This is a genomic window from Nocardiopsis sp. NPDC006832 (assembly GCF_040635885.1).
Taxonomy (GTDB): Bacteria; Actinomycetota; Actinomycetes; order Streptosporangiales; family Streptosporangiaceae; genus Nocardiopsis.
On sequence record NZ_JBEYLC010000037.1, the window covers coordinates 41,155 to 66,626 of the forward strand.

The 25,472-nt window shown below is 68.4% G+C and carries 22 protein-coding genes; 19 read left to right on the forward strand and 3 right to left on the reverse strand.

What is annotated here, in order from left to right:
- Positions 1-43: 43 nt before the first annotated feature.
- From ABZ717_RS18100 to dop, 3 genes are all read left to right on the forward strand, one after another.
- A complete protein-coding gene (locus ABZ717_RS18100) occupies positions 44-997 on the forward strand; it encodes a tRNA (adenine-N1)-methyltransferase (RefSeq protein WP_358511641.1) in 954 nt (317 codons plus the stop codon).
- 289 nt (positions 998-1,286) lie between these two features.
- The gene (arc, locus tag ABZ717_RS18105) at positions 1,287-3,056 is read left to right on the forward strand and encodes a proteasome ATPase (protein WP_358511644.1); all 1,770 of its coding nucleotides are present in this window, start codon (positions 1,287-1,289) and stop codon (positions 3,054-3,056) included.
- Between the two features lie 279 nt (positions 3,057-3,335).
- Positions 3,336-4,862, forward strand: coding sequence for a depupylase/deamidase Dop (gene dop / locus ABZ717_RS18110; protein ID WP_358511647.1), 1,527 nt, complete (start codon positions 3,336-3,338; stop codon positions 4,860-4,862).
- Positions 4,863-4,934: 72 nt separating this feature from the next.
- Here dop and ABZ717_RS18115 read toward each other — a convergent pair whose 3' ends face one another.
- Together ABZ717_RS18115 and ABZ717_RS18120 are read right to left on the reverse strand one after the other, a co-directional pair.
- The gene (locus ABZ717_RS18115; protein ID WP_358511649.1) at positions 4,935-6,080 is read right to left on the reverse strand and encodes a S1 family peptidase; all 1,146 of its coding nucleotides are present in this window, start codon (positions 6,078-6,080) and stop codon (positions 4,935-4,937) included.
- A 509-nt stretch (positions 6,081-6,589) separates the two neighbouring features.
- Positions 6,590-7,744, reverse strand: a complete 1,155-nt coding sequence (locus tag ABZ717_RS18120; RefSeq protein ID WP_358511652.1) for a S1 family peptidase — start codon at positions 7,742-7,744, stop codon at positions 6,590-6,592.
- Positions 7,745-8,431: 687 nt separating this feature from the next.
- On the opposite strand from ABZ717_RS18120, the gene ABZ717_RS18125 reads away from it, so the two are divergent.
- The 6 genes from ABZ717_RS18125 (at position 8,432) to ABZ717_RS18150 (ending at position 14,458) form a co-directional block, all read left to right on the forward strand.
- Positions 8,432-8,635 carry a ubiquitin-like protein Pup gene (locus tag ABZ717_RS18125; RefSeq protein ID WP_304079557.1) on the forward strand — a complete coding sequence of 68 codons (204 nt, stop codon included), beginning with the start codon at positions 8,432-8,434 and terminating at the stop codon, positions 8,633-8,635.
- 182 nt (positions 8,636-8,817) lie between these two features.
- Complete coding sequence (prcB, locus tag ABZ717_RS18130) at positions 8,818-9,663, forward strand: proteasome subunit beta (RefSeq protein WP_358511655.1); 846 nt, start codon at positions 8,818-8,820, stop codon at positions 9,661-9,663.
- 87 nt (positions 9,664-9,750) lie between these two features.
- On the forward strand, positions 9,751-10,527 hold the full coding sequence (prcA, locus tag ABZ717_RS18135) for a proteasome subunit alpha (RefSeq protein WP_358511658.1): 777 nt from the start codon (positions 9,751-9,753) through the stop codon (positions 10,525-10,527).
- Positions 10,528-10,634: 107 nt separating this feature from the next.
- A complete protein-coding gene (gene pafA / locus ABZ717_RS18140) occupies positions 10,635-11,993 on the forward strand; it encodes a Pup--protein ligase (protein ID WP_358511661.1) in 1,359 nt (452 codons plus the stop codon).
- A gap of 157 nt (positions 11,994-12,150) precedes the next feature.
- Entirely contained in the window at positions 12,151-13,254 is a 1,104-nt protein-coding gene (locus ABZ717_RS18145) for an FKBP-type peptidyl-prolyl cis-trans isomerase (RefSeq protein ID WP_358511663.1), read from the forward strand.
- 166 nt (positions 13,255-13,420) lie between these two features.
- Positions 13,421-14,458, forward strand: coding sequence for a formyltransferase family protein (locus ABZ717_RS18150; protein ID WP_358511666.1), 1,038 nt, complete (start codon positions 13,421-13,423; stop codon positions 14,456-14,458).
- A 19-nt stretch (positions 14,459-14,477) separates the two neighbouring features.
- Here the strand turns inward: ABZ717_RS18150 and ABZ717_RS18155 are convergent, their stop codons facing one another.
- Complete coding sequence (locus ABZ717_RS18155; RefSeq protein WP_358511669.1) at positions 14,478-15,569, reverse strand: DUF3866 family protein; 1,092 nt, start codon at positions 15,567-15,569, stop codon at positions 14,478-14,480.
- Between the two features lie 96 nt (positions 15,570-15,665).
- Here ABZ717_RS18155 and ABZ717_RS18160 point away from each other — a divergent pair, with 96 nt between their 5' ends.
- The 10 genes from ABZ717_RS18160 to ABZ717_RS18205 form a co-directional block, all read left to right on the forward strand.
- Entirely contained in the window at positions 15,666-17,711 is a 2,046-nt protein-coding gene (locus tag ABZ717_RS18160) for a WYL domain-containing protein (protein ID WP_358511672.1), read from the forward strand.
- Positions 17,712-17,771: 60 nt separating this feature from the next.
- Complete coding sequence (locus tag ABZ717_RS18165; RefSeq protein ID WP_358511675.1) at positions 17,772-17,957, forward strand: hypothetical protein; 186 nt, start codon at positions 17,772-17,774, stop codon at positions 17,955-17,957.
- Positions 17,958-18,023: 66 nt separating this feature from the next.
- Positions 18,024-18,365, forward strand: coding sequence for a Sec-independent protein translocase subunit TatA (gene tatA / locus ABZ717_RS18170; protein ID WP_358511678.1), 342 nt, complete (start codon positions 18,024-18,026; stop codon positions 18,363-18,365).
- A 181-nt stretch (positions 18,366-18,546) separates the two neighbouring features.
- Positions 18,547-19,386, forward strand: coding sequence for a twin-arginine translocase subunit TatC (gene tatC, locus ABZ717_RS18175; RefSeq protein WP_358511713.1), 840 nt, complete (start codon positions 18,547-18,549; stop codon positions 19,384-19,386).
- A gap of 114 nt (positions 19,387-19,500) precedes the next feature.
- A complete protein-coding gene (locus ABZ717_RS18180) occupies positions 19,501-19,926 on the forward strand; it encodes a DUF397 domain-containing protein (RefSeq protein ID WP_358511680.1) in 426 nt (141 codons plus the stop codon).
- Positions 19,927-20,021: 95 nt separating this feature from the next.
- Entirely contained in the window at positions 20,022-20,918 is an 897-nt protein-coding gene (locus ABZ717_RS18185) for a diacylglycerol kinase family protein (protein WP_358511683.1), read from the forward strand.
- A 12-nt stretch (positions 20,919-20,930) separates the two neighbouring features.
- Positions 20,931-23,777, forward strand: coding sequence for a DEAD/DEAH box helicase (locus tag ABZ717_RS18190; RefSeq protein ID WP_358511686.1), 2,847 nt, complete (start codon positions 20,931-20,933; stop codon positions 23,775-23,777).
- A 224-nt stretch (positions 23,778-24,001) separates the two neighbouring features.
- Positions 24,002-24,406, forward strand: coding sequence for an aspartate 1-decarboxylase (gene panD, locus ABZ717_RS18195; protein WP_358511689.1), 405 nt, complete (start codon positions 24,002-24,004; stop codon positions 24,404-24,406).
- A 117-nt stretch (positions 24,407-24,523) separates the two neighbouring features.
- The gene (locus tag ABZ717_RS18200) at positions 24,524-24,775 is read left to right on the forward strand and encodes a hypothetical protein (protein WP_358511692.1); all 252 of its coding nucleotides are present in this window, start codon (positions 24,524-24,526) and stop codon (positions 24,773-24,775) included.
- Positions 24,776-24,827: 52 nt separating this feature from the next.
- Positions 24,828-25,472, forward strand: a 645-nt coding sequence (locus ABZ717_RS18205) for an MFS transporter (protein ID WP_358511695.1), incomplete at its 3' end; no start/stop codon positions are given.

A 25,472-nucleotide genomic window follows, 5' to 3' on the forward strand; every position in this document is an offset into this window, starting at 1 on the left:
CGACTGCCCGACCCGAACGCGATGTGGGAAGACGAGAGCGACGTTGACCGGTATCCATGGCCGCCGCGGCCCCTTCACCGATGGCGACACCGTGCAGTTGACCGACCCCAAGGGTCGCATGCACACGATCACCCTGCGTGAGGGTGGCGCCTTCCACTCGCACAAGGGCAAGGTCGACCACGACGATCTCATCGGTGAACCCGAGGGCAGCGTGGTCGTCTCCAACACCGGCACGGCCTATGTGGCCCTGCGCCCCCTGCTCATCGACTACACGCTGTCCATGAAGCGCGGGGCGACCATCGTCTACCCCAAGGACGCGGCCCAGGTCCTGGTGGAGGCCGACATCTTCCCGGGCGCGCGCGTGGTGGAGGCGGGCGCGGGCTCGGGTGCGATGTCCAACTGGCTGCTGCGCGCGGTCGGGGAAAAGGGCATGGTGCACTCCTATGAGCGGCGGGCCGACTTCGCCGAGATCGCTCGCAAGAACGTGGAGAACTTCCACGGTGGTCCGCACCCGGCGTGGCGGCTGACCGTGGGCGACCTGGTCGAGGAACTCGACGAGACCGACGTGGACCGGGTGTTCCTGGACATGTTGGCGCCTTGGGAGTGCCTGGACGCGGTCGCCAAGGCCCTGATCCCCGGTGGGTTGGTGTGCTGCTACGTGGCCACCACGACCCAGCTGTCCCGTGTGGTGGAGGAGCTGCGTGAGGACGAGCGGTTCTACGAGCCGCGTTCGTGGGAGACCATGTTGCGGACCTGGCACGTGGAGGGGTTGGCGGTGCGTCCGGACCACCGGATGATCGGTCACACCGGTTTCCTGGTGGTGGCGCGTCGTCTGGCCGACGGTGTGGCGGCGCCCGAGCGGCGTCGTCGTCCGGCCAAGGGCGCCTATGGCAAGGACTACGAGGCCGCTCGGGCGGCCGGTGCCAAGGGCACGGCCGGTTCCGCCGAGGGTGTGTCCGACATGCCCGAGAAGGAGACGGATCGACCCGCCGAGTAGCGTTCTCGGTACTCGTGAAAGCCCGTTTCCGGACATGGTCCGGGGCGGGCTTCGTTGTTTTTCGCGAAGTGGTGTTATCGCCGCCCAAGCCTGGGGAAACGTCTGGAATGCACTTGCCCGACCCCCGCCACGGAGGTTACTTTCTCATTACGTCGGGTCATCCGCTGCGGCCATGACCTGCGTGGACGCCAGGTGTGAAAGTGAGGCCCAGGACACTCCTCGAAGCTGGGAGGTTAGGAAAGGGGCAGGGGTAGGTAGGTTCCCGAGTAGTCGTCCTTCTCATAGGGAGGTGGCGGACGTGGCCGAGCGCGAAGACGAGCGTCAAAACGACCAGGACCGTGAAGTCGCTGAACTCACGGCTCAGGTCTCCTACATGGAAAAGGAACTCAGCGTGGTTCGGCGTAAGCTCGCCGACTCGCCCCGACATGTGCGTCTGTTGGAAGAGCGGTTGCGGGAGGCCCAGGCCAACCTGGCCGCCGCCAACGGGCAGAACGAACGGCTCGTCTCCACACTGAAGGAGGCGCGCGAGCAGATCGTGGCACTCAAGGAGGAGGTCGATCGGCTGGCGCAGCCACCGTCGGGCTTCGGTGTCTACCTTGGGTCGCGCGAGGACGAGACCGTCGAGATCTTCACCAATGGCCGCAAGATGCGGGTCAACGTCAGTCCATCCGTGGATCTGGACGCGTTGCGCCCGGGCCAAGAGGTCATGCTCAACGAGGCGTTCAACGTCGTCGAGGTGGAGTCGTTCGAGACCGTCGGCGAAGTCGTCATGCTCAAGGAGGTCCTTGAGGACGGCGAACGCGCCCTGGTGATCTCGCATCACGACGATGAGCGGATCGTGCGGTTGGCGGAGCCGCTGCGCGACGAGCCGATCAGGGCCGGGGACTCACTGCTGTTGGAGTCCCGGTCGGGTTACGTGTACGAGCGCATCCCCAAGTCCGAGGTCGAGGAGCTCATCCTCGAAGAGGTCCCCGACATCGCCTACAGCGACGTCGGTGGTCTGTCGGGACAGATCGAGATGATCCGCGACGCGGTCGAGTTGCCCTACCTGTACAAGGAGTTGTTCTTCGAGCACCGGTTGCGCCCGCCCAAGGGTGTGCTGCTGTACGGGCCGCCCGGGTGCGGTAAGACGCTCATCGCCAAGGCGGTCGCGAACTCGTTGGCCAAGCAGGTCGCCGAGCGCACCGGCAAGGACGTCGGCAAGAGCTTCTTCCTTAACATCAAGGGTCCGGAGCTGCTGAACAAGTACGTGGGTGAGACCGAGCGGCACATCCGCCTGGTCTTCCAAAGGGCCAGGGAGAAGGCCTCCGAGGGAACCCCCGTCATCGTGTTCTTCGACGAGATGGACTCGATCTTCCGCACACGTGGTTCGGGTGTGTCCTCCGACGTGGAGAACACGATCGTCCCGCAGATGCTCAGTGAGATCGACGGTGTCGAGGGGTTGGAGAACGTCATCGTCATCGGCGCCTCCAACCGCGAGGACATGATCGACCCGGCGATCCTGCGGCCCGGCCGTTTGGACGTCAAGATCAAGATCGAGCGGCCCGACGCCGAGGCGGCCCGCGACATCTTCGCCAAGTACATCACCGAGGAGTTGCCGCTGCACGAGGAGGACCTGGCCGAGCACGGTGGTTCCAGCAAGGCCACGGTGGACGCCATGATCCAGCGGGTCGTGGAACGGATGTACACCGAGGGCGAGGAGAACCGCTTCTTGGAGGTCACCTACGCCAATGGGGACAAGGAGGTCCTGTACTTCAAGGACTTCAACTCCGGCGCGATGATCGAGAACATCGTCTCGCGGGCCAAGAAGATGGCGATCAAGGACTTCATCGACAGCCGGTCCAGGGGCATCAGGGTCTCGCACCTGATGCAGGCCTGCGTCGACGAGTTCAGTGAGAACGAGGACCTGCCCAACACCACCAACCCGGACGACTGGGCGCGCATCTCCGGCAAGAAGGGCGAGCGGATCGTGTACATCCGTACGCTCATCACCGGCAAGACGGGCTCCGACTCGGGCCGATCCATCGACACGGTCGCCAACACCGGCCAGTACCTGTAAGAACGCTCGCCGCGGTCACGTACCGCCTCGGGGCCCGCCGGAGGTCTTTCTCCGGCGGGCCCCTACGCGCGCGATTGCGGGACCTTCGCCCCTTACCGGGGCGCGGTCCGGTGTTTTGCGCGCGCCCCGTCGTCACTTTATGGCGAATCCGCCGAAAGGCTCCATGACCTGTGCGGACACGCCGGGTGGAGGTCTTTGGAAACGCCCGGGAAGACGGCGCTTAGGCCACAATTGGCGCGGAAGCGTTCAAGAGGCCGCCCGGGCGGATAACCTCTCATCATGAGTGTGCGGCGGATTATGGGTATCGAGACCGAATACGGGATCTCCGTGCCGGGAAACCCCGGGGCCAACGCGATGGTCACCTCCACCCAGGTGGTCAACGCCTACCTTGCCGCCTCGGCGGCGCGGGCCCGGCGAGCACGTTGGGACTTCGAGGAGGAGAACCCGCTACGGGACGCGCGCGGCTTCGACCTGGCGCGAGAGGTGGCCGACCCCACCCAGTTGACCGACGAGGACCTGGGGTTGGCCAACGTCATCCTCACCAACGGCGCGCGGCTGTATGTGGACCATGCCCACCCGGAGTACTCGGCCCCCGAGGTCACCAATCCGCGTGACGCGGTGCTGTGGGACAAGGCCGGGGAGCGGGTCATGGCCGATGCCGCGGCGCGGGCCGGTTCCACGCCCGGCATCGAACCGATCCAGCTGTACAAGAACAACACCGACAACAAGGGCGCCTCCTACGGGTGCCACGAGAACTATCTGATGAACCGGTCGACGCCCTTCGGGGACATCGTCCGCCACCTCATCCCCTTCTTCGTGTCCAGGCAGGTGATGTGCGGGGCCGGCAAGGTCGGCATCGGTTCGGATGGGAACGGCAGCGGCTTCCAGCTCTCCCAGCGCGCCGACTTCTTCGAGGTCGAGGTGGGGTTGGAGACGACCCTGAAGCGTCCCATCATCAACACACGGGACGAACCGCACGCGGACCCGGACCGGTACCGGCGTCTGCACGTGATCATCGGTGACGCCAACATGAGCGAGCTCTCCACCTACCTGAAGATGGGGACCACCGCGCTGGTGCTGTCGATGATCGAGGACGGGTTCTTGCAGGAGGACCTGTCGTTGGAGACGTCGGTGGCGGACCTGCGGGAGATCTCCCACGACCCGGGGCTGACGCACCGGGTGCGGTTGCGCGACGGGCGGCGGATGACCGCCCTGGAGTTGCAGGGCGAGTACCTGGACCAGGCGCGCAAGTACGTGGAGGAGCGATACGGCACGGACGTGGACCCCGACACCGCCGACGTGCTGGACCAGTGGGAGACGGTGCTGACCGGGCTCGGGCGGGATCCGATGGACCTGGCCGACCGGTTGGACTGGGTGGCCAAGCTCAAGCTGTTGGAGGGCTATCGCTCGCGTGATGGCCTGGAGTGGTCGAGCCCGCGGTTGCAGATGGTGGATCTGCAGTACTCGGACGTGCGCCAGGACCGGGGCCTGTACAACCGGTTGGCGGCTCGTGGGCGGGTCCGTCGGTTGTTGGAGGAGCCGGAGGTGACCCGGGCGATCACCGAACCGCCGGAGGACACGCGCGCCTACTTCCGTGGTCGTTGTCTGGCCAAGTACGCCGACTCGGTGGCGGCGGCCTCCTGGGACTCGGTCATCTTCGATCTGCCCGGTCACGACTCGTTGCAGCGGGTGCCGACCCTGGACCCGCGGCGGGGCACCAAGGAGCACGTGGGTGCCCTGCTGGCCGCCTCGGACACCGCCGAGGACCTGGTCGCGGTACTGGGCGGCGGTAAACGCGGGGACTGACCCCGCGCGAAAGCGGACGTCCCCGCCCGCGCGAAAGCGGACGGGGACGTCTTGTGCGGTGTAGGAGACGGATCAGGTCCGCAGGGTCAGGCCCCAGGTGTTGAGCATGGGGTTGACCTCCTGGTAGTAGGTGGTGCCACCGAAGGAGCAGTTGCCCGAACCACCGGAGGTGACGCCCTGCGCCTGGCTTCCGGAGATGAAGGAACCACCGGAGTCACCGGGTTCGGCGCACACGTTGGTGCGGGTCAGGGCCTGAACGGTGCCCTGTGGGTAGTTCACCGTCTGGTTGCGGGCCTGGATGGTGCCGCAGTGCCAGCCGGTGGTGGAGCCGGAGCGGCAGACCTGGGAGCCGATCGCGGCCGCGCTGGAGCCGCTCACGGTGGCGTGTCCGCCGCTGTTGTAGCGGCTGACCAGGTTGGTCAGGGTGAAGTTGGAGGTGCCGCGGACGAAGGCGGCGTCGTTGCCGGGGAAGATGGAGCGCTCGAAGACTCCCCGACCGTTGCCGATGCTGACGGCGGTGCCGACGCTTCCGCAGTGGCCGGCGGTGACGAAGCCGGGCTGGCCGGAGGAGTTGGTGGCGGCGAAACCGACCGAGCAACGTCCGCCCATGGTGTAGGCCAGACCACCGACGATGTCGGCGTACAGCTCGGGCTGTTCGGTGGTGGTCTGCACCGTGACGTCGGCGGAGTCGACACCGGAGTCGGCGAGGAGGGCGTCCACGTCGGCCTCGGAACCCTCCAAGACCTCCAGGACGACCGTGTCGCCGGCGATGTCGGGGTACCAACCCACGACGCCCGAGTCGGCCTGGGAGGCGTTGAGTTCGTCGACGATCTCCTCCAGACCCTCGATGCCGTGGGTGACGACCTCGGCCCGGGCGCCGGCGGCCTCGACCGCGTCCACGGCGGAGGCGTCGGTGACCAGGACGGTCAGTTCGAGGGCTTCGGTGTCGAAGATGGAGCCGCCGTAGGCCTCGGCCGCGGCCTCGGTGGCGGCGGCGTCGATCTCGAACGATTCGGCCTGGGCGTCGAGCAGTTCGTCGGCCTGGGACGGGGACAGGCCAAGGTCGCGCTGGAGGGCCTCGGCCATGGTGGTGGCCTCGGCGTCGGGGGACTGGGGGACGGGTGCGGTGGGAGTCGCGGCAGCGGGGGTGGTGCCCAGGGCCAGACCGAAGGCCAGGGCTCCGGTGCCTATGGCGGAGACAACGGGGGAGGGTCGCATGGTCCCTACTCTCCTTGGGGGATTTGCGGGGGATCGGTGACCGAGTCGCTTCGGTCGCCGTTGTTCACCGAGACATCCGGTAAACAATGCCCAACCATAAGTGCACGTTTTGGCGAGGGAAAGAGCGTCAGGCGGGAAAAGCATTCAAGACGAAATCCGGTGATGGGGTGATGGGGCGGTTCCGGTCGCTGTCAGTCGCGGTCCACGGCGCCACGTCAGGATCACCGCAGGCGGCCGGTCACAGACCGAAATGGTCGTTATTCCACAAGAGGGGCAAAATGGCCACATACGGACGCCGGTATCGGGTACCGGTCGTGGCCGATCGGACACACTCCCGTAACCGTTCTGGTCACGGGCGTGCCCAGGGCGTGCGGGGTGCGGATGGTCGTGCACTCGATGAGAGCCGGCCGGGTATCGGTGGTGGCCGGATACGGACACCTGGAAACGAAAGACGCCCCCGCCCGCTGGAAAGCGGACGGGGGCGTCGGTGCGATGCCGGACGGATGGAGCTATCCGGTCACCAGCGAGAGGTTCCACGAGCTGAGCACCGGGCCGACCTCCTGGTAGTACGTCGTACCACCACTGGTGCAGTTGCCCGAGCCGCCAGAGGTCATGCCCTGGGCCTGGTCGTCACTGATGAACGAGCCACCGGAGTCACCCGGCTCGGCGCAGACATCGGTGCGGGTCAGGTCGTTGACGGTGCCCTCGGGGTAGCTCACCGTCTGGCCGCGGGCCTCGATGGTCCCGCAGTGCCAACCGGTGGTCGAACCCGAACGGCACACGGCCGAGCCGACCGGGGCCTGAGCGGAACCGGCCACCGTCTGGGTGTCACCCGCGCTGTACATGTTGACCAGGTTGGTGACGGTCCAGTTGGAGCTCGCCGACACGTACGCCCCGTCGTTGCCGGGGAAGACCGACTCGGCGAAGGTGCCCGAGCCGGAACCGTCCTCGCTCTCGGCGGAGGTGCCGACGGTGCCGCAGTGACCGGCGGTCACGAAGCCGTCGCCGCCGGAGGCGTCGGTGGCGGCGAACCCGATGGAGCAGCGGCCGCCGCCCATGTAGTACGCGTCTCCACCGACGATGTCGGCGAACAGCTGCGGCTGCTCGGAGGTGCCGCGCACCTCCACGGCGGAGGCGTCCACGCCCGCGGCCTCGATGAGGCTCTGTGCGTCGTCGCCATCGAGGGCCTCGATCACGACCGTGTCGGAAGTGACGTCGGGGTACCAGCCGACGACGCCGGGCTGGGTGCCGGCCGCGTCGAGCTCGTCCATGATCTCGGCCAGGCCCTCGGTGCCGTATGAGACCACTTCGGCCTCGGCTCCGGCGGCCTCGACGTCCGACACGGCGGAGGTGTCCGTCACCAGGACGGTCAGCTCCAGGGTGTCGGTGTCGAACACCGAGCCCGCGTAGGCGTCACCCGCGGCGTCGGCCGCGGCCTCGTCCAGGCCGAAGGCGGCCGCCTGGGCGTCGAGCAGTTCCTCGGCCTCGAACGGGGTGAGGCCGAAGTCGCGCTCAAGCGCTTCTTCCATGGTGGACACCGAGTCGTCCTGCGTGACGGGCTCGGTCGGCACGGTCGCGGCTCCGGCGCCCGGGGCCACGGAGAGCGACAGCCCGAAGGCCAGCGCTCCCGTGCCGATCGCGGAGATAACGGGGGAGGGTCGCATTGATCCCTACTCTCCTAGGGGGAATGGGGCGGGGTCTCGGAAGGCGCCTCGTCCGCTCGGGGGTGGACGATGCGCTCCGAGGCGGGACCCCGATGGGGGCGGGTCCCTTCCGTTCACCGAGACACTCGGTAAACGGTTCCCCACCATAAGTGCACATCTTGGACAACTGGAACCCCGGAAAGCTGATACTTCAGCGAGCGGACAAAGGGGTCATCCGATGACCGGATGTCTTGAAGTTCTGGTCATCGGGAGGCGACCCATCTGACCTTGACTTTTCCGAAGAGATCGGATGTGAATCAGAAACTCGCCGGTAAGTCAAGGGATACATGTTGGCCGGATCCGGACACTGAAACCGCGTACCAGTAGCGATGGTTCGGACACGTAGACGTAACCCGCGTGGTCAGGCCGCCGTCCTGGGTGAAGATCATGTTCGCAAGGCGAATACATGTGCGCATGTCGCGAAAACGATCTTCGTGGGCGTGCGGGGGGTCGACCCCGGGGACACGCCCGACCCCGTGACGGCGTCGAATTCGTGAGCACCCGACCGCACCCGTTCGCCTCTCGCGCGCACGCGCGGTGATGACGCCGAGCCCAGAGGTAACTAGCGGGTATCGGGCCCGGGGAACGGGGTTGAGTCGGGGGTCGTTGGGCCAAGATAAGGGCGAGAGCTCCGAACGGGAGGTTGCAATGGCGACGAAGGACACCGGCGGCCAGAAGCACGGCACCCGCCGCGACGAAGAGGTCGAGGAGACCGAGGGCGCCGCGGAGGCCAAGGAACGCGACGAACAGTTGGATGAGGACGTCGACGACATCCTCGACGAGATCGACGACGTTCTGGAGAGCAACGCCGAGGACTTCGTGCGGCAGTTCGTGCAGAAGGGCGGTCAGTGACCGTCATCGGACGGTTCGCTGACAGCGCACACGGGAGCCGGTGGCCCCCGGGCGCACAGGGTTAGGGTCGACACGTCGGCCGGGGTGGGAAAGCCCGGCCGACGTGCAGGCCGACAACAAACGGATGAGCAGGCGCCCCATCCGCCCCCGAGACGGGGTGGGGCGCCAGTGGAGGGAGTCGCGTGTTCGAAGGGTTCGAGGGCGGACGGATGCCGGCCGCTTTCATGAGTGCGGGTACTTCGTCCTTCACCGAGTTCCTCCGGGCGGTCAACCCCGAGTTGCTGCCCGGAAGGCATCTGGACGCCGCCGGAGGGGTCACCGAACACCTCACCCCGGACGCGACGACCATCGTCGCCATGACCTTCCCCGGGGGTGTCCTGCTGGCCGGTGACCGCAGGGCGACACAGGGCAACGTCATCGCCAACCGGGACATGGACAAGCTCTACCGGACCGACGAGTTCTCCGCGGTGGCCATCGCGGGCTCGGCCGGGATCGGTATCGAACTGGCCCGCCTGTACCAGGTGGAGCTGGAACACTACGAGAAGCTGGAGGGTCGCTCCCTCTCCCTTGAGGGTAAGGCCAACAAGCTCGCCCAGATGGTCCGGGGCAATCTGGGCATGGCCATGCAGGGATTCGTCGTAGTCCCCCTGCTGGTGGGCTTCGACGAGGTCACCGAGGAAGGCCGGGTCTTCAGCTACGACGCGGTCGGTGGACGCTACGAGGAGCAGCGCTACCACTCCATCGGCTCCGGCTCGGTCTTCGCCAAGGGCTCCATCAAGAAGCTCTATCGCGACGACCTGGACGAGACGACAGCGATCAAGGTCGCCCTGGAGTCGCTCTACGACGCCGCGGACGAGGACTCCGCCACCGGCGGACCCGACCTGCATCGGGGGATCTTCCCCCTGGTCGACGTCATCACCGAGGACGGCCACCGCCGTATCTCCGGCGAAGAGGTCGCCCGTTTGGCCACGGAGGTGGTCCAGGGACGCTCCGTCCACCCCGACGGACCAAGGGCCCGGCTCGACTGACCGGCGGGCCATGACCGGCCCGGCCGATCCGGGCCGGGCGCCCCTCACCACCAGACCTCTCCCGACCAGGTAAGGAAACGATCCGCGGTGTCGATGCCCTTCTACGTCGCCCCCGAACAGCAGATGAAGGACAAGGCGGACTACGCGCGCAAAGGGATCGCGCGCGGCCGCAGTGCCGTCGTCCTGCAGTACGAAGGCGGCATCCTCTTGGTGGCGGACAACATGTCCCGCACCCTGCACAAGATCAGTGAGCTCTACGACCGCATCGGCTTCGCCGCGGTCGGGCGCTACCCCGAGTTCGAGAACCTACGCCTGATGGGCGTCCGTTTCGCCGACGTTCGCGGGTACCAGTTCGACCGTCGTGACGTCAGCGGACGCCAGCTCGCCAACATCTACGCCCAGACCCTGGGCACCGTCTTCAGTGAGAGCCTCAAGCCGTGGGAGGTCGAGATCGTCGTCGCGGAGGTCGGCGACACCGCGGACGACGACGAGATCTACCGCATCACCTTCGACGGGTCGATCGTCGACGAACAGGGCTTCGTCGCGGTGGGCGGCTCCTCCGAGCACGTGTCCAACCAGCTCAAGGACCGCTTCGACGCGAGGGCCCCGCTCAGCGCGGCGCTCAACGCCGCCACCCACGCGCTGGCGCACGAGAACGGGGAGGAGCGTGAGCTGGAGGCCACCAACCTGGAGGTCGCCGTGCTGGACCGCTCCCGACAGCACCGCAAGTTCCGTCGCATCCACGGTGACCGCCTGACCTCCCTCATCGAGGAGGGCAAGCGAGGTGCCACCACGAAGGCCGCCACGAGCACGGACGCCTCCGAGGACACGAGCGCCGGTGGGGACGAGGCCGACCAGGACTGAAGCTAGGGACGACGGTGCGGCGCCACCGGGGCGCCGCACCGGCCGGGCGGGTGTGGACGACGTGGCCCCGTCGTCGGCACCCCGGTGACGGAAGTTGGTGAGGCCGCGTGGAACGACGGATCTTCGGGCTGGAGAACGAGTACGGGGTCACGTGCACCTTCCGGGGACAGCGCCGCCTGTCGCCGGACGAGGTCGCCCGCTACCTCTTCCGACGGGTGGTCTCCTGGGGACGCAGCAGCAACGTGTTCCTGCGCAACGGGGCCCGTCTGTACCTGGACGTGGGAAGCCACCCCGAGTACGCCACCCCCGAGTGCGACAGCCTCCTGGACCTGGTGGCCCACGACAAGGCCGGCGAACGCATCCTGGAGGGGCTGCAGATCGACGCCGAGCAGCGCCTGCACGAGGAGGGCATCGCCGGCGACATCTACCTGTTCAAGAACAACACCGACTCGGCGGGCAACTCCTACGGCTGTCACGAGAACTACCTCGTGGGTCGGCACGGGGAGTTCGGGCGCCTGGCCGACGTGCTCATCCCCTTCCTGGTCACGCGGCAGATCATCTGTGGCGCCGGCAAGGTCCTGCAGACGCCTCGGGGCGCCCTGTACTGCGTGAGCCAGCGCGCCGAGCACATCTGGGAGGGTGTCTCCTCGGCCACCACCCGCTCGCGGCCCATCATCAACACCCGCGATGAGCCCCACGCCGACGCCGAACGCTTCCGGCGCCTGCACGTCATCGTGGGCGACTCCAACATGAGCGAGACCACCACCCTGCTCAAGCTGGGCGCCACCCACCTGGTGCTGCAGATGATCGAAGCCGGTGTGGTCATGCGCGACTACACCCTGGAGAACCCCATCCGGGCCATTCGCGAGGTCAGCCACGACATGACGGGGCGGCGCAAGGTGCGTCTGGCCAACGGGCGCGAGGCCAGTGCCCTGGAGATCCAGCGCGAGTACCTGGAGAAGGTACAGAGCTACGTGGATCGGCACGGCACCGACGCCGTGGGCAAGCGGGTCCTGGACCTGTGGCAGCGCACCCTGGAGGCGGTGGAGACCCAGAACCTGGAGATGGTCTCTCGGGAGATCGACTGGGTCACCAAGTACCTGCTGTTGGAGCGTTACCGGGACAAACACGACCTGTCGCTGTCCTCGCCCCGGGTGGCCCAGCTGGATCTGACCTACCACGACATCCACCGCGATCGCGGCCTGTTCTACCTGATGCAGAACCGCGGCCAGATGGATCGGGTGGTGAACGACCTGAAGATCTTCGAGGCCAAGTCGGTGCCACCGCAGACCACCAGGGCGCGGTTGAGGGGCGAGTTCATCCGCAGAGCCCAGGAACAACGCCGCGACTTCACCGTGGACTGGGTGCACCTCAAACTCAACGATCAGGCGCAGCGGACCGTGCTGTGCAAGGACCCGTTCAAGTCGGTGGACGAGCGGGTGGAGAAGCTGATCGCCGGCATGTGAGCGGACGGACTCCGAACGGTCGATCCGGGCCCCGGCGGGAGGTGCGCGGCGCCACCCGACGGGGCCCGTGACCTTCGGTGCATTCCCAGGGGTGGCCGGACTTGTGCTTTTCGGTAGTGTGAGCCTGTCCTGAGCCGGAAATCAGAGGTTGTGACCCATGCACCGACGTGCCGCCGCTCTCGCGGTGCCACTGACCGCCATCGCCTTGGTGGTCTCAAGCTGCGGATCGATCCCAGAGGATTGGAAGACTCCCGCCTTCCTGCGCATGAACGCGGAGGAGCTGGACCCGCGGCTGCCCGACGTCACCGGCGAGGTCGGTGAGGAACCGCAGATCACCTTCCCCGACGCGGAACCTCCGGAGGAGGAGATCTCCGGCGTCGTCAGCAAGGGCTCGGGGGAGGACGTCCTGGTGGGCGCGGACGACCTGGTGGTCGCCAACGTCGCCCAATACCAGTGGACGGCCCCGGGCGAGGGCGAGGCGATGGAGGGCCAGTCCAGCTACGAGTCCGGTGCCCCCGACCTCGTACGCATGAACGAGATGCCCGAGTACATCACCGAGACGCTGGTGAGCCAGCCGCTCGGCAGCCGTGCGGTGTACGTGTTCCCGCCGTTGACCCCGGAGGAGATCGAGCAGGCCCAGGGCATGGGCCAGGAGGTTCCCGAGGGCGCCAGCGTGCTCGTCATCGACGTGATGGACCGCTACGCCCAGGGTGCCGTGGTGCCGGGCGAGCCGGTCACCGACGGTGGCGACGGTCTGCCCACGGTCACCCAGGACGGCCACAGCCGCCCCGAGATCGAGGTCCCCGAGGGCGACGCCCCCGAGGACCTGGAGGTCGTCCCGCTCATCGAGGGCGAGGGCCCCGAGGTTGAGGAGGGGCAGCAGGTCATCGCCCAGTACACGGGTGTGCGCTGGGACCCCGAGGAGGATGGCGGTCACCAGGTCTTCGACTCCACCTGGGATCGCGGTGGCGCGCCCTTCGACACCACCATCGGTGACGGCGCGGTGATCGAGGGCTGGGACGAGGGCATCGTCGGAGCCAACGTCGGTGACCGCCTGATGCTGGTCGTCCCCGGTTCCATGGCCTACGGCGAGACCGAGGAGGAGGCGATGGGCGGTCCCGTGGGCACCCTGGTCTTCGTGATCGACGTCCTGGGCGCCTACGACAACCCGCCGCCGCCCGAGCCGGCGGAGGGCGCCGAGGGTGAGGCGGCCGACCCCGAGGCCCAGGCCGAGGACGAAGAGGCCTCCGAGGAGGAGTAACCGCCCCGACGTACCCGCGGTTCGTTCGCGCTGCGACGCCCCCGTCATCCGGCGGGGGCGTCGTCGTGTTCGGGGTCCTGACACGCGGGGTGGGCACATCTGCGGGGGAGTGGGGCGATCGCTGCGTAGAGTCGTCACCCTGAGTGATTTCTGGCGAGGGGGAGCCATGCCGGAGGGACGGCGGTTCTGCTATGTGTCCGGTCTGCGCCTGGGGGTGCCGGCGTTGGAGGAACTCTGTGCCCAGGGGCGTCCACCGGATCTGGTGGTGTCCTATCCTGCCGAGTTGGCGCACCGTTGCGGCTATGTCGACTACGAGTCCGTGACCCGTCGACTGGACCTGCCGCACCTGCGCGTGGCCGACGTCAACGGTGATGAGGCGCGTGACGCCCTGGCCTCGCACCACATCGACCTGATGGTGGTGGCCGGGTGGTCGCAACTGGTCCAGGAGGAGGTTCTGGCCTCGCTTCCGTTGGGCGCCGTGGGCATGCATCCCTCCCCGTTGCCGGTGGGGCGCGGACGTGCGCCCATTCCCTGGACGATCCTGCGCGACATGCGGGCCAGCGCGGTGACCCTGTTCCACCTGGCCCGTGAGGTCGAGGCCGGTGACATCGTGGATCGGATCCGTTTCGAGGTGGCCGCCGACGCCACCGCCACCGGCCTGTACGAGCGGGTGGGGCGTTTGCAGGCCGAACTGATCGTGCGCAACCTGGACGCCCTGTTGGAGGGGCGTGCTCCTCGACGTCCCCAGACCGGACACGTGTCGGTGTGGCCCCGTCGTCGTCCCAGTGACGGACACCTGGACCTGGCCGCCGCCGGGCGCGACGTGGACCGGATGGTGCGGGCGTTGGCGGCCCCCTACCCGGGGGCGTTCGCGATGTTCGGGGGCGCGCTCATCACCTTCCATTCGGGGGAGTTGTCCACCGAGGCGGTGGGCGGCGATCCCGGGCAGATCGTCTCCGCCGGTCCCGGCAGGAAATGGGGGGTGACGTGTGGGGACGGTGCCGTGTTCGTGCCGGAGCTGGTGAGCGTGGACGAGGGGGTCGTGGCCGACCCGGCCTCCCTGGCCATGTTCCGGCCCGGGAGGTACTTCGACGCTCCGTCCGAGCACATGCTCGCGGCCACCCGTCGCACTCCGGTGCCCGGTAACGGCGACGCCGAACACCGGCGTCCCGCCACGTGGCTGCCCAGGACCGTCGATCGTTGAAGGGTGGGTGCGCGGTCGTTCAGGGGGCCAGGAGGGTGGCGGCGTACCGTCCGGCCGCCGCCGCGCTCAGGAAGGCGGCCGGGTCCTGTTCCAGGCCGCGCCCCATCGTCGACGGTCTCACCGGCGACGAGAGCAGTTCGCCCTCCAGTCCGGTCGTGGAGACCTCCACCAGTGTGTGCCGCTCGCCGAGGGGCCAGGCCTGGCCGCGTACCCTCTCCCCGAACTCTCCGGGAAGGACGGGTACGACCACGTCGGCGGGGGCCAGGGCGACCTTGCCGTAGGCCGTCAGACTGTGGTGGGAGACCCCGTGGTGACGGGGACGCGGGTCTGCCTCGCTGACCCGCAGGGCGGCCACGGGCAGGCCGCCCAGGGCCGCGACGGCGTTGACGGCCTCGCCGCAGGCCACACCCGAGAAGCCCCAGGGGGTTCCGGTGCCCAGGTTGCCCGGTCCCTGGCACACCACGGTGACGTCCGCCCCCAGGACGTGCCTGGCCGCCAGCAGGCCCGAGTGCACGGTGGCCGTCTCCAGGTCGCCGCCGAACGCCTGGCCGGTGGTCACACAGCCCGCCAGGAGGCCGTCCTCGCGCAGCGTGCCCAGGTTCTGAGAGAACATCGCCGGTAGCGCGCCGCCGTCCAGCATCACGTTGACGACCCGGGCGCGGGGACGTTCGGCGCGTACCCCCGCCAGCACGGCCGGTAGCGACGAGTGCAGGTCGGCGACCACCACCGGCATTCCGTCGACCCCCCGAGCGGTACGCAGTGTCTCGTGGTGGGGTGATCCCTGTTCGTCGGCGCCTTGGACGGTGGCCTGGAGCGGGGTGTAACGGGCCTTGACCAGGTGGCCGGGGCCCTCCCGATCGGCGGGTAGGCGGTCGGGCAGGGCCACCACCAGCGCGTACCCGCCGGTGCCCAGCCCAAGGTCGAGGGCACCGGTGTTGAGTAGCACCTCATCGCCCACGCGTGGTTCACCGACCAGATCGGTGTAGGCCAGGGCTCGGCAGGTGGACGGGGGAGCGGTGTCGGGGCCGGTGGCCAGATCGACCGCGCACACGTGGACCCCGGTCCAGGAGGGCAGGAGTGAACGCACTTGGCCACGACGCCACCGGATCATGGTCGGCACGGTACCGTCAGTGCTGAACCGAAGGTGGGAGGACGCGCCCTCGCGGCCCCGCCCGGCGCATCATCCCAGGGTGAAGGAGTGGCGACGATGTCGCGCAGGAAGACCGAACGACAGCTCAACCTGGTCATCTGCCTGTTGTCCACCCGGCGCCACCTGACGGCCCAGGAGATCCGGGCGACCGTCCAGGGGTACGCGGAGGCCGAGACCGAGTCGGCGTTCAAGCGCATGTTCGAACGCGACAAGCGAGAACTGCGCGACAGCGGTATCCCGATCCAGGTGGGCACCGGTGACGCCTTCAGCGGCGAGGAGGGCTATCGGATCTCGCGGTCGGACTATGAGTTGTCCGAGATCGAGCTACGGCCGGACGAGGCGCTGGTGTTGGGTCTGGCGGCCCGTGCCTGGCGGCACGCCTCCCTGGGCGAGGCCGCCGCCAACGCCCTGTTCAAGCTCCGTTCGGCCGGGGTGCCGGTGGACGCGGAGGCCGCGCCCGGGCTGACCCCGACCATGCGCACCGACGAACCCGCCTTCGGGCCCGTCTGGCAGGCGATCCGTGACCGCCGGCCGGTGGTCTTCTCCTACCGCCGGCCCGGCCAGACCGAAGCGGTGCGTCGCGAGGTCGAACCGTGGGGCGTGGTCAACCAGGACGGCCACTGGTACGTGGTCGGTCACGACCGGCTGCGCGAGGCTCGCCGGGTCTTCCGACTCGGACGCATCCAGGGACAGGTGACGGTGGTGCGCACCGGTCCCGACGTCGAGGTGCCCGAGGGTGTGGACCTGCGTTCGGTGGTCTCCTCGCAGCGGCCCGACCCCGACCACGCCGCCACCGTGCGGGTGCTCGTCGACTCCGCGCACGCCCTGCGCCGCAGTGCCCTGCGCGTGGTCCCCGGTGAACGGGAGGCCGCCGGGCCGGTGTGGGACACCCTCACCCTGCCCTACACCGATACCGACACGCTGGTCGGTCGGGTGGCCGCCCAGGGTGCCCGGGCCGAGGTCGTCGAGCCAGAGCAGGCCCGCGAGGCGTTGGCCGCCCACATGTCGGGGGTGATCCGCCGGGCCCGGGCCGAGGCCGAACCCGTGCGGGAGACCGAGGAGGAGGACGCCCCGGCCCGCGGCCCGCGCTCGGCGGACCAACTGCGTCGGTTGCTGATGTTGGTGCCCTACGCGCTGGGCCGCGACGTGCGTGTGCCGGAGGTGGCCCGCCACTTCGGTCTCAGCGAGAAGCAGGTGGTCCAGGACCTGAGCCTGCTGTGGATGTGCGGTCTGCCCGGCTACACCCCCGGCGACCTCATCGACGTGGACCTGGAGGCGGCCAAGGAGACCGGGGAGATCATCATCGCCAACGCCGACACCCTGGCCCAGCCGCTGCGCCTGACCGCGGACGAGGCCGCCAGCCTGGTCGTGGGCCTGTCGTTGTTGGAGGAGTTGCCCGTGGCCCAGGGCGTGGAGGACGGCGCGCTCAAGCGCGTGGGGGAGAAGCTGCGCGGGGCGGCCGGCAGCGCGGTGGGCGCGCTCGCCGACGCCGTCCAGGTGCGGGTGGAGATGGACGAGCAGGTGGCGCAGACCCATCGGCGCTGTTCCCAGGCCTTGGAGGCGGGTCAGCGCCTGCATCTGCGCTACCTGTCCGGATACCTGGACCAGGTCACCGAACGTGACGTGGATCCGATGGGTCTGGTGGTCCAGGACGGCAAGCCGTTCCTGGAGGGTTACTGCCACCTGCGTGAGGACGTGCGCCTGTTCCGGTTGGACCGGGTGCTGGAACTGACCGTGCTGCCCTATGCGGCCGAGGTGCCCGAGGGTGTGGGCCGCCGTGACCTGTCCAAGGGTGTGCTCCAGCGTTCCGAACGCGATGCCCTGGTCGTGTTGGACCTGGACCCGTCGGCGCGTTGGGTCACCGAGGACTACGCGTGCGAGTCGGTCACCGAATTGGCCGACGGCGGGGTGCGCGCCACGCTGCGGACCCCGGCGCCGGCGTGGGTGGCGCGACTGGTGTTGTCGTTGGGGTCACGGGGGCGCGTGGTGGCTCCCGAGGGTCTGGCGCGGGAAGTGCGCGCGGAGGCCGAACGGGCCTTGAATCTTTATCAGAGGGGGCAAACCTCCCCCGACCTGGTCGAGATCGATTCGTCCTCGGAGTGACGCCCACCTGTTCACAGGGGGTCGAGGTGTAGGTCTTCCGGAAAAGGATATGGTGAGTTCGTGATCGCCCTCGCTGTCCTTTTCGGCCTGGTTCTGGTCGGTGTGCTCGTCGTCGGATTCCTTCTGGTGAAGGTCCGACGCGAGGCCGTCGTGCTGTCCGAAAAGGTGACACGGGCGGCGGGCGGGTACCAGGCGAGCAGCGCTGACCTGCGTGAGCGTGTCCGACGTGAGGGGTCACGGCGATGATGACCGAAGGCTCGGACGCGCGTACCATCGAAGGCGCTTGGTCGCGCCCCACAGAGAGGTAGAACCATGGGACCGTTCAACGGACCTACCATCGCCATCCTGGTGATCCTTGCCATCTTGCTGTTCGGAGCCAAGAAGCTCCCGGACCTGGCCCGTTCCCTGGGACGTAGTGCCCGCATCCTCAAGGCCGAGAGCAAGGGCCTGGCCGATGAGGAGAACAACGAGGAACAGGAACAGGCCGACGGTCAGGACGGTCGACAGGCACAGCAGGGCCAGGGCCAGGCCCAGACCTCTCGTGCCGACGCCGCCCCGCAGCAGAATCAGCAGCAGGGCTACCCGCAGCTTCCTCCCGGCCAGCGCATCGTCAACGAGTCCGGCGAACCCAGCAACCAGACCTACAACCAGTAGAGTCGCCGGTTCCACCTGTTCGGGGTCGCGCGCGGCCACGGCCCGAACCTGTCGGCGCGGTGCCCTCGGGGCACCGCGCTCCGCGTCTGTATCAGGGGAGTCCGCGGTGCGCGGACCCGGATGAGAAGAGAGTGACCCCACGATGAGGTCCCGAAGCAGAGCGGTCAACCCGGAGGCCCGGATGCCGCTCATGGACCACCTCCGCGAACTACGCAACAGGTTGGCCAAGGTACTGCTCATCCTGGGTCTGGGCGCGGTGCTCGGCTTCGTCTTCTACGACCAGATCTGGGATTTCCTCACCAAGCCGTACTGTTCCCTGCCCGCCTCACAGGTGGTCGAGGGCGGCGGCTGTTCCCTCATCGTGACCGGCCCCTTCGACGCCTTCTTCGTGGCCTTCAAGATCTGGCTGTTCGTCGGCGCGCTGGCCACGGCCCCACTGTGGCTCTACCAGCTGTGGGCGTTCGTGGCCCCCGCCCTGCACGGCAGCGAGAAGAAGTACGCCTACATCTTCGCCCCGTTGGCCGGCGCGCTGTTCGTCGCCGGCGCCGCCCTGGCCTACATGATCACCGCGCTGGCCCTGCAGATGCTCTTCGGGTTCCTGCCCGAGGACGCCGACCCCTACCTGACCATCGGTGAGTACCTCGACTACATGCTCATCATGATGGGCATGTTCGGCCTCGGCTTCGTCATGCCGTTGCTGGTGGTGCTGCTCAACATCGTCGGCATACTCTCCCACGAGGCCATCGCCAAGTGGCGTCGGGTCATCATCTTCAGCTCGTTCCTGGTCGCCGCGGTCGTCACGCCGGCCGAGCCCATCTCCATGCTGGCCCTGGCCGTTCCGCTGGTGGTCCTGTTCGAGATCGCCGAGTTGTTCTGCTTCTTCAACGATCGTCGTCGCAAGCGCCGGGACCCCACCTCGGAGCTGGGCGACGACGAGATCTCCGATCTGGACGACCAGCCCTCCGACCTGGACGAACTCGAGGACTCCGACTCGGGCAAGGGTTCGGGCAAGGGCGACTGAGCGGTCGTCGCGAAGCGGGTGTGGGAGGGTCTCCCACACGCTAGGGTTCGGGGCGGGACGACTTCCTCGTCGTCCCTGCACACCGAATCGGACGCGGGAAGCCGGGAAGTGTTGATGAGCGAGCAGACCGAGGCCAAGCGGGATCTCCCACCCGAGGCCATGGGGAACGAGAAGTGGCACGACACCACCGACGCGGTGTGGTTGCGCTCCTCCCTGTCGAACCCGGACTCCGAGGCGATCGTGGAGGTCGCCGAGTTCGACGACGGGTTCCGCGCCGTCCGTGACGGGAAGTCGCCACAGAAGGGCACCTTGTTCTTCACCCCCGCCGAGTGGGAGGCCTTCGTACTGGGGGCCCGCGATGGCGAGTTCGACATCCCCGAGGAGTACCTCTCCGAGGAGGAGGTCGAGATCCAGCGCGGGCAGGGTCAGGCGGAGGCCACCTGGGTGCCCTCCCCGCTGCTGACCCCCAAGGCGCTGGAGGAGTACCATCGCCGCCAACGTGAGGAAGCCGCCCAGGGGTCCACGACCGAGGACGCCTGAACCGGCCCGCAGACCCGGGCGTTGAGGGTGTGCGGGAACCTCACCGACCCGCACGCCCTCGAATCCCCGCACCGTGGGTAGTTAAGGACCCGGTCATGTCCCCTCACATCGCACTTCTGGTCAACCCGGCCTCCGGTCGTCGTCGCTCCGCCGTTCTCGCGGTGCGGCTCAAGGAGGCCCTGCGCGCGTCCGGCGCCCGCGTGCACGTCTACACGGGCCGCTCGGCCGCCGACAGCAGGCGTCTGGCCCGGTTGGCCGTCTCCGATCGCCCCGACGCGTTGGTGGCGGTGGGCGGTGACGGTCTGGTCCACCAGGCCCTGCAGGGGGTGGTGGGCAGTGGTGTGCCACTGGCGGTGGTCCCCGCGGGCACCGGCAACGACATCGCCCGCGCCTTCGGTACCGGCCGCGCCACCGCACGCGGGATGGCCCAGGCGATCCTGGCCGGACGCACCCGTCCCAGCGACGTGGTCCGCCTGACCCTGGCGGATGGGACCCGGCGCTACTACCTGAGCGTCCTGGCCTGTGGTTTCGACGCCCGGGTCAACGAGCGGGTGAACAACTTCCGGTTCGGGGTGGGCCGCCTCGGCTACCTGATCGGTATCGTCGCCGAGCTGCGCACCTTCCGTCCCATCGACTTCGAGATCGACATCGACGGTCGCACCATCGCCGAACCCGGGATGCTCGTCGCGGTCGGCAACACCGACTCCTACGGTGGTGGCCTGAAGGTGTGCGCGGGGGCCGAACCCGACGATGGACTACTCGACGTGGTCCTCATGCGCGAGGGGTCCAAGGGCCGTTTCATCCGACAGTTCCCCCGGGTGTTCAACGGAAGCCACATGGAGCTGGACGAGGTGCGCCTCGAACGCGGGGCGAGCGTCACCATCCGTGGTGACGCCGGGGCGGCCTACGCCGACGGTGAACGCATGGGCGCGCCGACACTGAAGTGCGAAGTGGTGCCGAAAGCGGTCGAGATGTTGGACCCGACCTCATAGGCTGAGAGGTCTATGAGTAGTCACGCTGAGCGGTACGCCGCCTTCCGTCGGCGGCAGGGCGCGTCCAGCGCCGCCATCGAGGCCTTCCAGGCTCTCTACGGCTTCGAGTTCGACCCCTTCCAGATCAAGGCCTGTAAGGCGCTGGAGAACGGCCATGGGGTGCTGGTCGCCGCTCCCACCGGTTCGGGCAAGACGGTGGTCGGAGAGTACGCCGTGCACCGCGCCCTCGCGGAGGGCACCAAGTGCTTCTACACCACCCCCATCAAGGCCCTGTCCAACCAGAAGTACAACGACCTGGTCAAGCGCTACGGCAACGAGCAGGTCGGGTTGCTGACCGGGGACAACAGCGTCAACGGTGAGGCACCGGTGGTGGTGATGACCACCGAGGTGCTGCGCAACATGCTGTATGAGTCCTCATCCACCCTGGGCGGGCTCGCGTACGTGGTCATGGACGAGGTGCACTACCTCGCCGACCGCTTCCGCGGCGCGGTCTGGGAGGAGGTGATCATCCACCTGCCCGAGTCGGTGCGCATGGTCGCACTGTCCGCCACGGTCAGCAACGCCGAGGAGTTCGGCGAGTGGCTCCAGCAGGTGCGCGGCGACACCACCGTCATCGTCGACGAGAAGCGTCCCGTGCCGCTGTGGCAGCACATGATGGTCGGCAAGCGTCTGCACGACCTGTTCGTCGACACCGAGGTGGAGTCCACCGGATCCGATGAGGACGAGCGGGGCGGTGGCGGACGTTCCAAGCGCAAGCGCGAACGCCGACGCTCCCAGCACGAGCGGCCCCGCGAGATCAAGGTGGGCGGGCAGACCCTGCACATCAACCCGTTCCTGACCCGGGCCGCGGAGGACGACGCGCGCACCACCCAACTGGCCGACCGTCGCCGCCACCCGCAGTCGCGGGCCCGGGGCAACATCCGCCCGCGCACCCGGTTCGCGCCGCCCAGCAGACCCATGATCATCGAGGAGTTGGACGCCCAGGGGCTGTTGCCGGCCATCGACTTCGTCTTCAGCCGGGCGGGGTGCGACGACGCCGTCCGGCAGTGTGTGGCCTCGGGGTTGGTCCTGACCACGCCCGAGGAGGCCGACCACATCCGCGAGTACGCCGAGTCGCGCTGCGCCGACATCCCGCGCGCCGACCTGACCGTGCTCGGCTTCGAGGGCTGGCTGCGCGCCCTGGAATCGGGTGTGGCCGCCCACCACGCGGGCATGCTGCCCACCTTCAAGGAGGTCGTGGAGCACCTGTTCTCCCAGGGTCTGATCCGCGCGGTGTTCGCCACCGAGACCCTGGCTTTGGGCATCAACATGCCCGCGCGCAGCGTGGTCATCGAAAAGCTCGACAAGTGGAACGGTGAGACGCACGCGATGCTCACCCCTGGTGAGTACACGCAGCTCACCGGGCGGGCCGGGCGTCGTGGCATCGACGTGGAGGGGCACGCGGTCGTGGTCTGGCAGGCCGGGACCGACCCCGAGACCGTCGCGGGGCTGGCGGGCACGCGCACCTACCCGCTCAACTCGAGCTTCCAGCCCTCCTACAACATGGCGGTGAACCTGGTCGGGCAGGTGGGTCGCCAACGCAGCCGCAACATGCTGGAGGCCTCCTTCGCCCAGTTCCAGGCCGATCGTGCCGTGGTGGGTCTGGTCAAGAAGCTGCGCAAGCACGAGGAGGCCTTGGAGGGGTACGCCAAGGCCGCCGAGTGCCACCTGGGCGACTTCATGGAGTACGCCTCGCTGCGTCGGGCGTTGAGCGACCGTGAGTCCATGTTGGCCAAGAACCGGTCCTCGCGCCGCCGTGAGGAGGCCCTGGAGAGCCTGGAGATGCTCCGGCCCGGTGACATCATCCGTATCCCCTCGGGGCGCTACTCCGGGCACGCCGTGGTGCTGGACCCCGGCCTGAGGCACGACCTTCCGGCGCCCCTGGTGCTGACCGTGGACAAGCAGGTCAAGCGGATCAACTCCAGTGACTTCCCGATTCCGGTCAAGGCCTCCGGGCGCATGCGTATCCCCAAGTCGTTCTCCGCGCGGTCTCCGCGTTCGCGCCAGGACCTGGCCTCCACGCTGCGCAACAAGCTCAAGGAGCAGGGCACCGAGCCCACCTATGAGCGTGGCGGCAGCCGGGGTGATCGGGAGGACGCCGAGGTCAAGCGGTTGCGCGCGCAATTGCGAGAACACCCCTGCCACGGGTGCGCGGAACGCGAGGACCACGCCCGGTGGGCCGAACGCCACATGCGCACCGAGAAGGACGCCGAGGCGCTGCGCCGGCGTGTGGAGGGGCGATCGCACGTCATCTCCCGCACCTTCGACCGGGTGTGCGGGGTACTGGAGGACCTGGACTACCTGTCGGGCGACGAGATCTCCGACGACGGGGGGCGGCTGGCCAAGATCTACTCCGATCTGGACCTGCTGGTGGCCGAGTGCCTGCGCCGCGGGTTGTGGGACGACCTCGACCCGGAGGAGTTGGCCGCCTGTGCCGCCGCCCTGGTCTATGAGGCGCGCCGCAACGACGACCCCTACCCGCGTCTGCCCGAGGGGCGGGTGGAGGAGACCCTGGACGAGATGGTGCGGCTGTGGGGTGACCTCAACGAGGTGGAGTCCCGGCACCGGGTGTCGTTCCTGCGTCGACCCGACCTGGGTTTCGTGTGGACCGCCCATCGGTGGGCTCGCGGGGACCGGCTCGACGCCATCCTGCGCGGGTCCGACATGACGGCGGGCGACTTCGTGCGCACCGCCAAGATGCTGGTGGACATGCTCGGGCAGATCTCCGCCGCCTCCGGTGACCCCGGGTTGCGCTCCAACGCGCGCAAGGCCACCGACCTGGTGCGGCGCGGTGTGGTGGCCTACTCCTCGCTCAACTGATCGAGGGGCCACGACACGTGATGACCGCCATGGCCGGGTTCCCGACGGGGAGCCCGGCCACGCCCGGCCCAAGAAGTGGAACATCGTTCACGAACCGGATGTTGGTGCTCGTAGTGGTGCCCCGGTGGACGAAGCGGTGCACGGGGGGCGTCATCATGGGAGGGCACGGGACCCCGCGAGGGGCCTGTAGTTTTCGCGAGAAACCCTGAAACGAGGCTTGAGCTGTGCTGCGCACCCTCATGAACGGCAAGATCCACCGGGCCACGGTCACCCAGGCCGACCTGCACTACGTGGGTTCGATCACCATCGACGCCGACCTGATGGAGGCCGCCGACATCGTCGACGGCGAGCAGGTGCACATCGTCGACATCGACAACGGAAACCGCCTGGTCACCTACGCCCTGGTGGGCGAGCGCGGCAGCGGCGTGATCGGGATCAACGGCGCGGCCGCCCACCTGGTGAACCCGGGCGACCTCGTCATCATCATCGGCTACGCCCAGGTCGACGAGAAGGAGCGCGCCGAGCACGTCCAGCACATCGTGCACGTGGACGGCGACAACAGGATCGTCGCGCTGGGCAACGACCCGGCCGAGCCGGTCCCCGGTAGCGACCAGGTCGCCGGTCGCTGACCTCCCAACGCCCGTGCTCGACACGGGTGTCCCGTGACCGGGTGATGGCAACCCCCTCGGGATGGCCGATTCCGGCCGGATCGGTGTGTCCCGGTCTCGGGTATGCCCTGTGGCGGCATGGATGAGCGGGACGAGGATCGGCGCCTGGTCGCCGAACACATCGAGTGGCAGAAGCAGGGTGCGTGGGTCGTCGTTTGGGGCGTCTACACCCGCCGCTTCTGGGCGTTCGCGTGTTGGCCGGTCATCCCGGAGGGCGGTGTGGTGATCGACGCCGAGGAGCCCGACCGCCTGTACGCGGAGATGCGCTACGTCGAACGCGAGCACGATTTCCTCCGCTGGCGCTACGGCCGCGCCCACCCGGTGCGATGAGGGCTACGATTCGTCCATTAACGGGATGAATCGGGGAGTTTGCCACGTGTCCATGGAAACCACTCGGGGGGCGTCGGAGCGTGCCAGGATCCAGCGGCGTACGGTCCTGGTCCTCATGGCGGCACAGGTCGTCGGCGGCATCGGCATGGGTGCCATGCTCGCGGTGGGTGCGCTCATCGCCTTGGACCTGAGCGGTTCGGATACCTGGTCGGGGATGGCGACGACCATGATCACCCTGGGCGCGGCCGTGTTCGCGTTGCCGTTGGCGGGTACCGCCGCGCGGCGAGGGCGTCGCCCGGGGTTGACGCTGGGTTGGCTGCTGGGTGCCCTGGGCGGGTTCGTGGTCATCGGTGCCACGGTGTGGAGCGTGTTCCCGCTGTTCCTGGCGGGGATGATGTTGGTCGGTGCGGGTACGGCCACCAACCTGCAGTCCCGGCACGCCGCCGCGGACCTGGCCACCGAACGTACGCGCGGCCGTGATCTGTCGGTCGTGGTGTGGGCGACCACCGTGGGCGCGGTGGTGGGCCCCAATCTCATCGGGCCGACCGGAGGTCTGGCCCGGGCGCTGGGGTTGAGCGAACTTCTGGGCCCGGTGCTGCTCACCACGGTGGGTTTCCTGGGCGGTGCCGCGCTCATCGCGGTGTTGCTGCGCCCCGACCCGCTGCGGATGGCCACCGCCGACCATTCAGTCAACGGT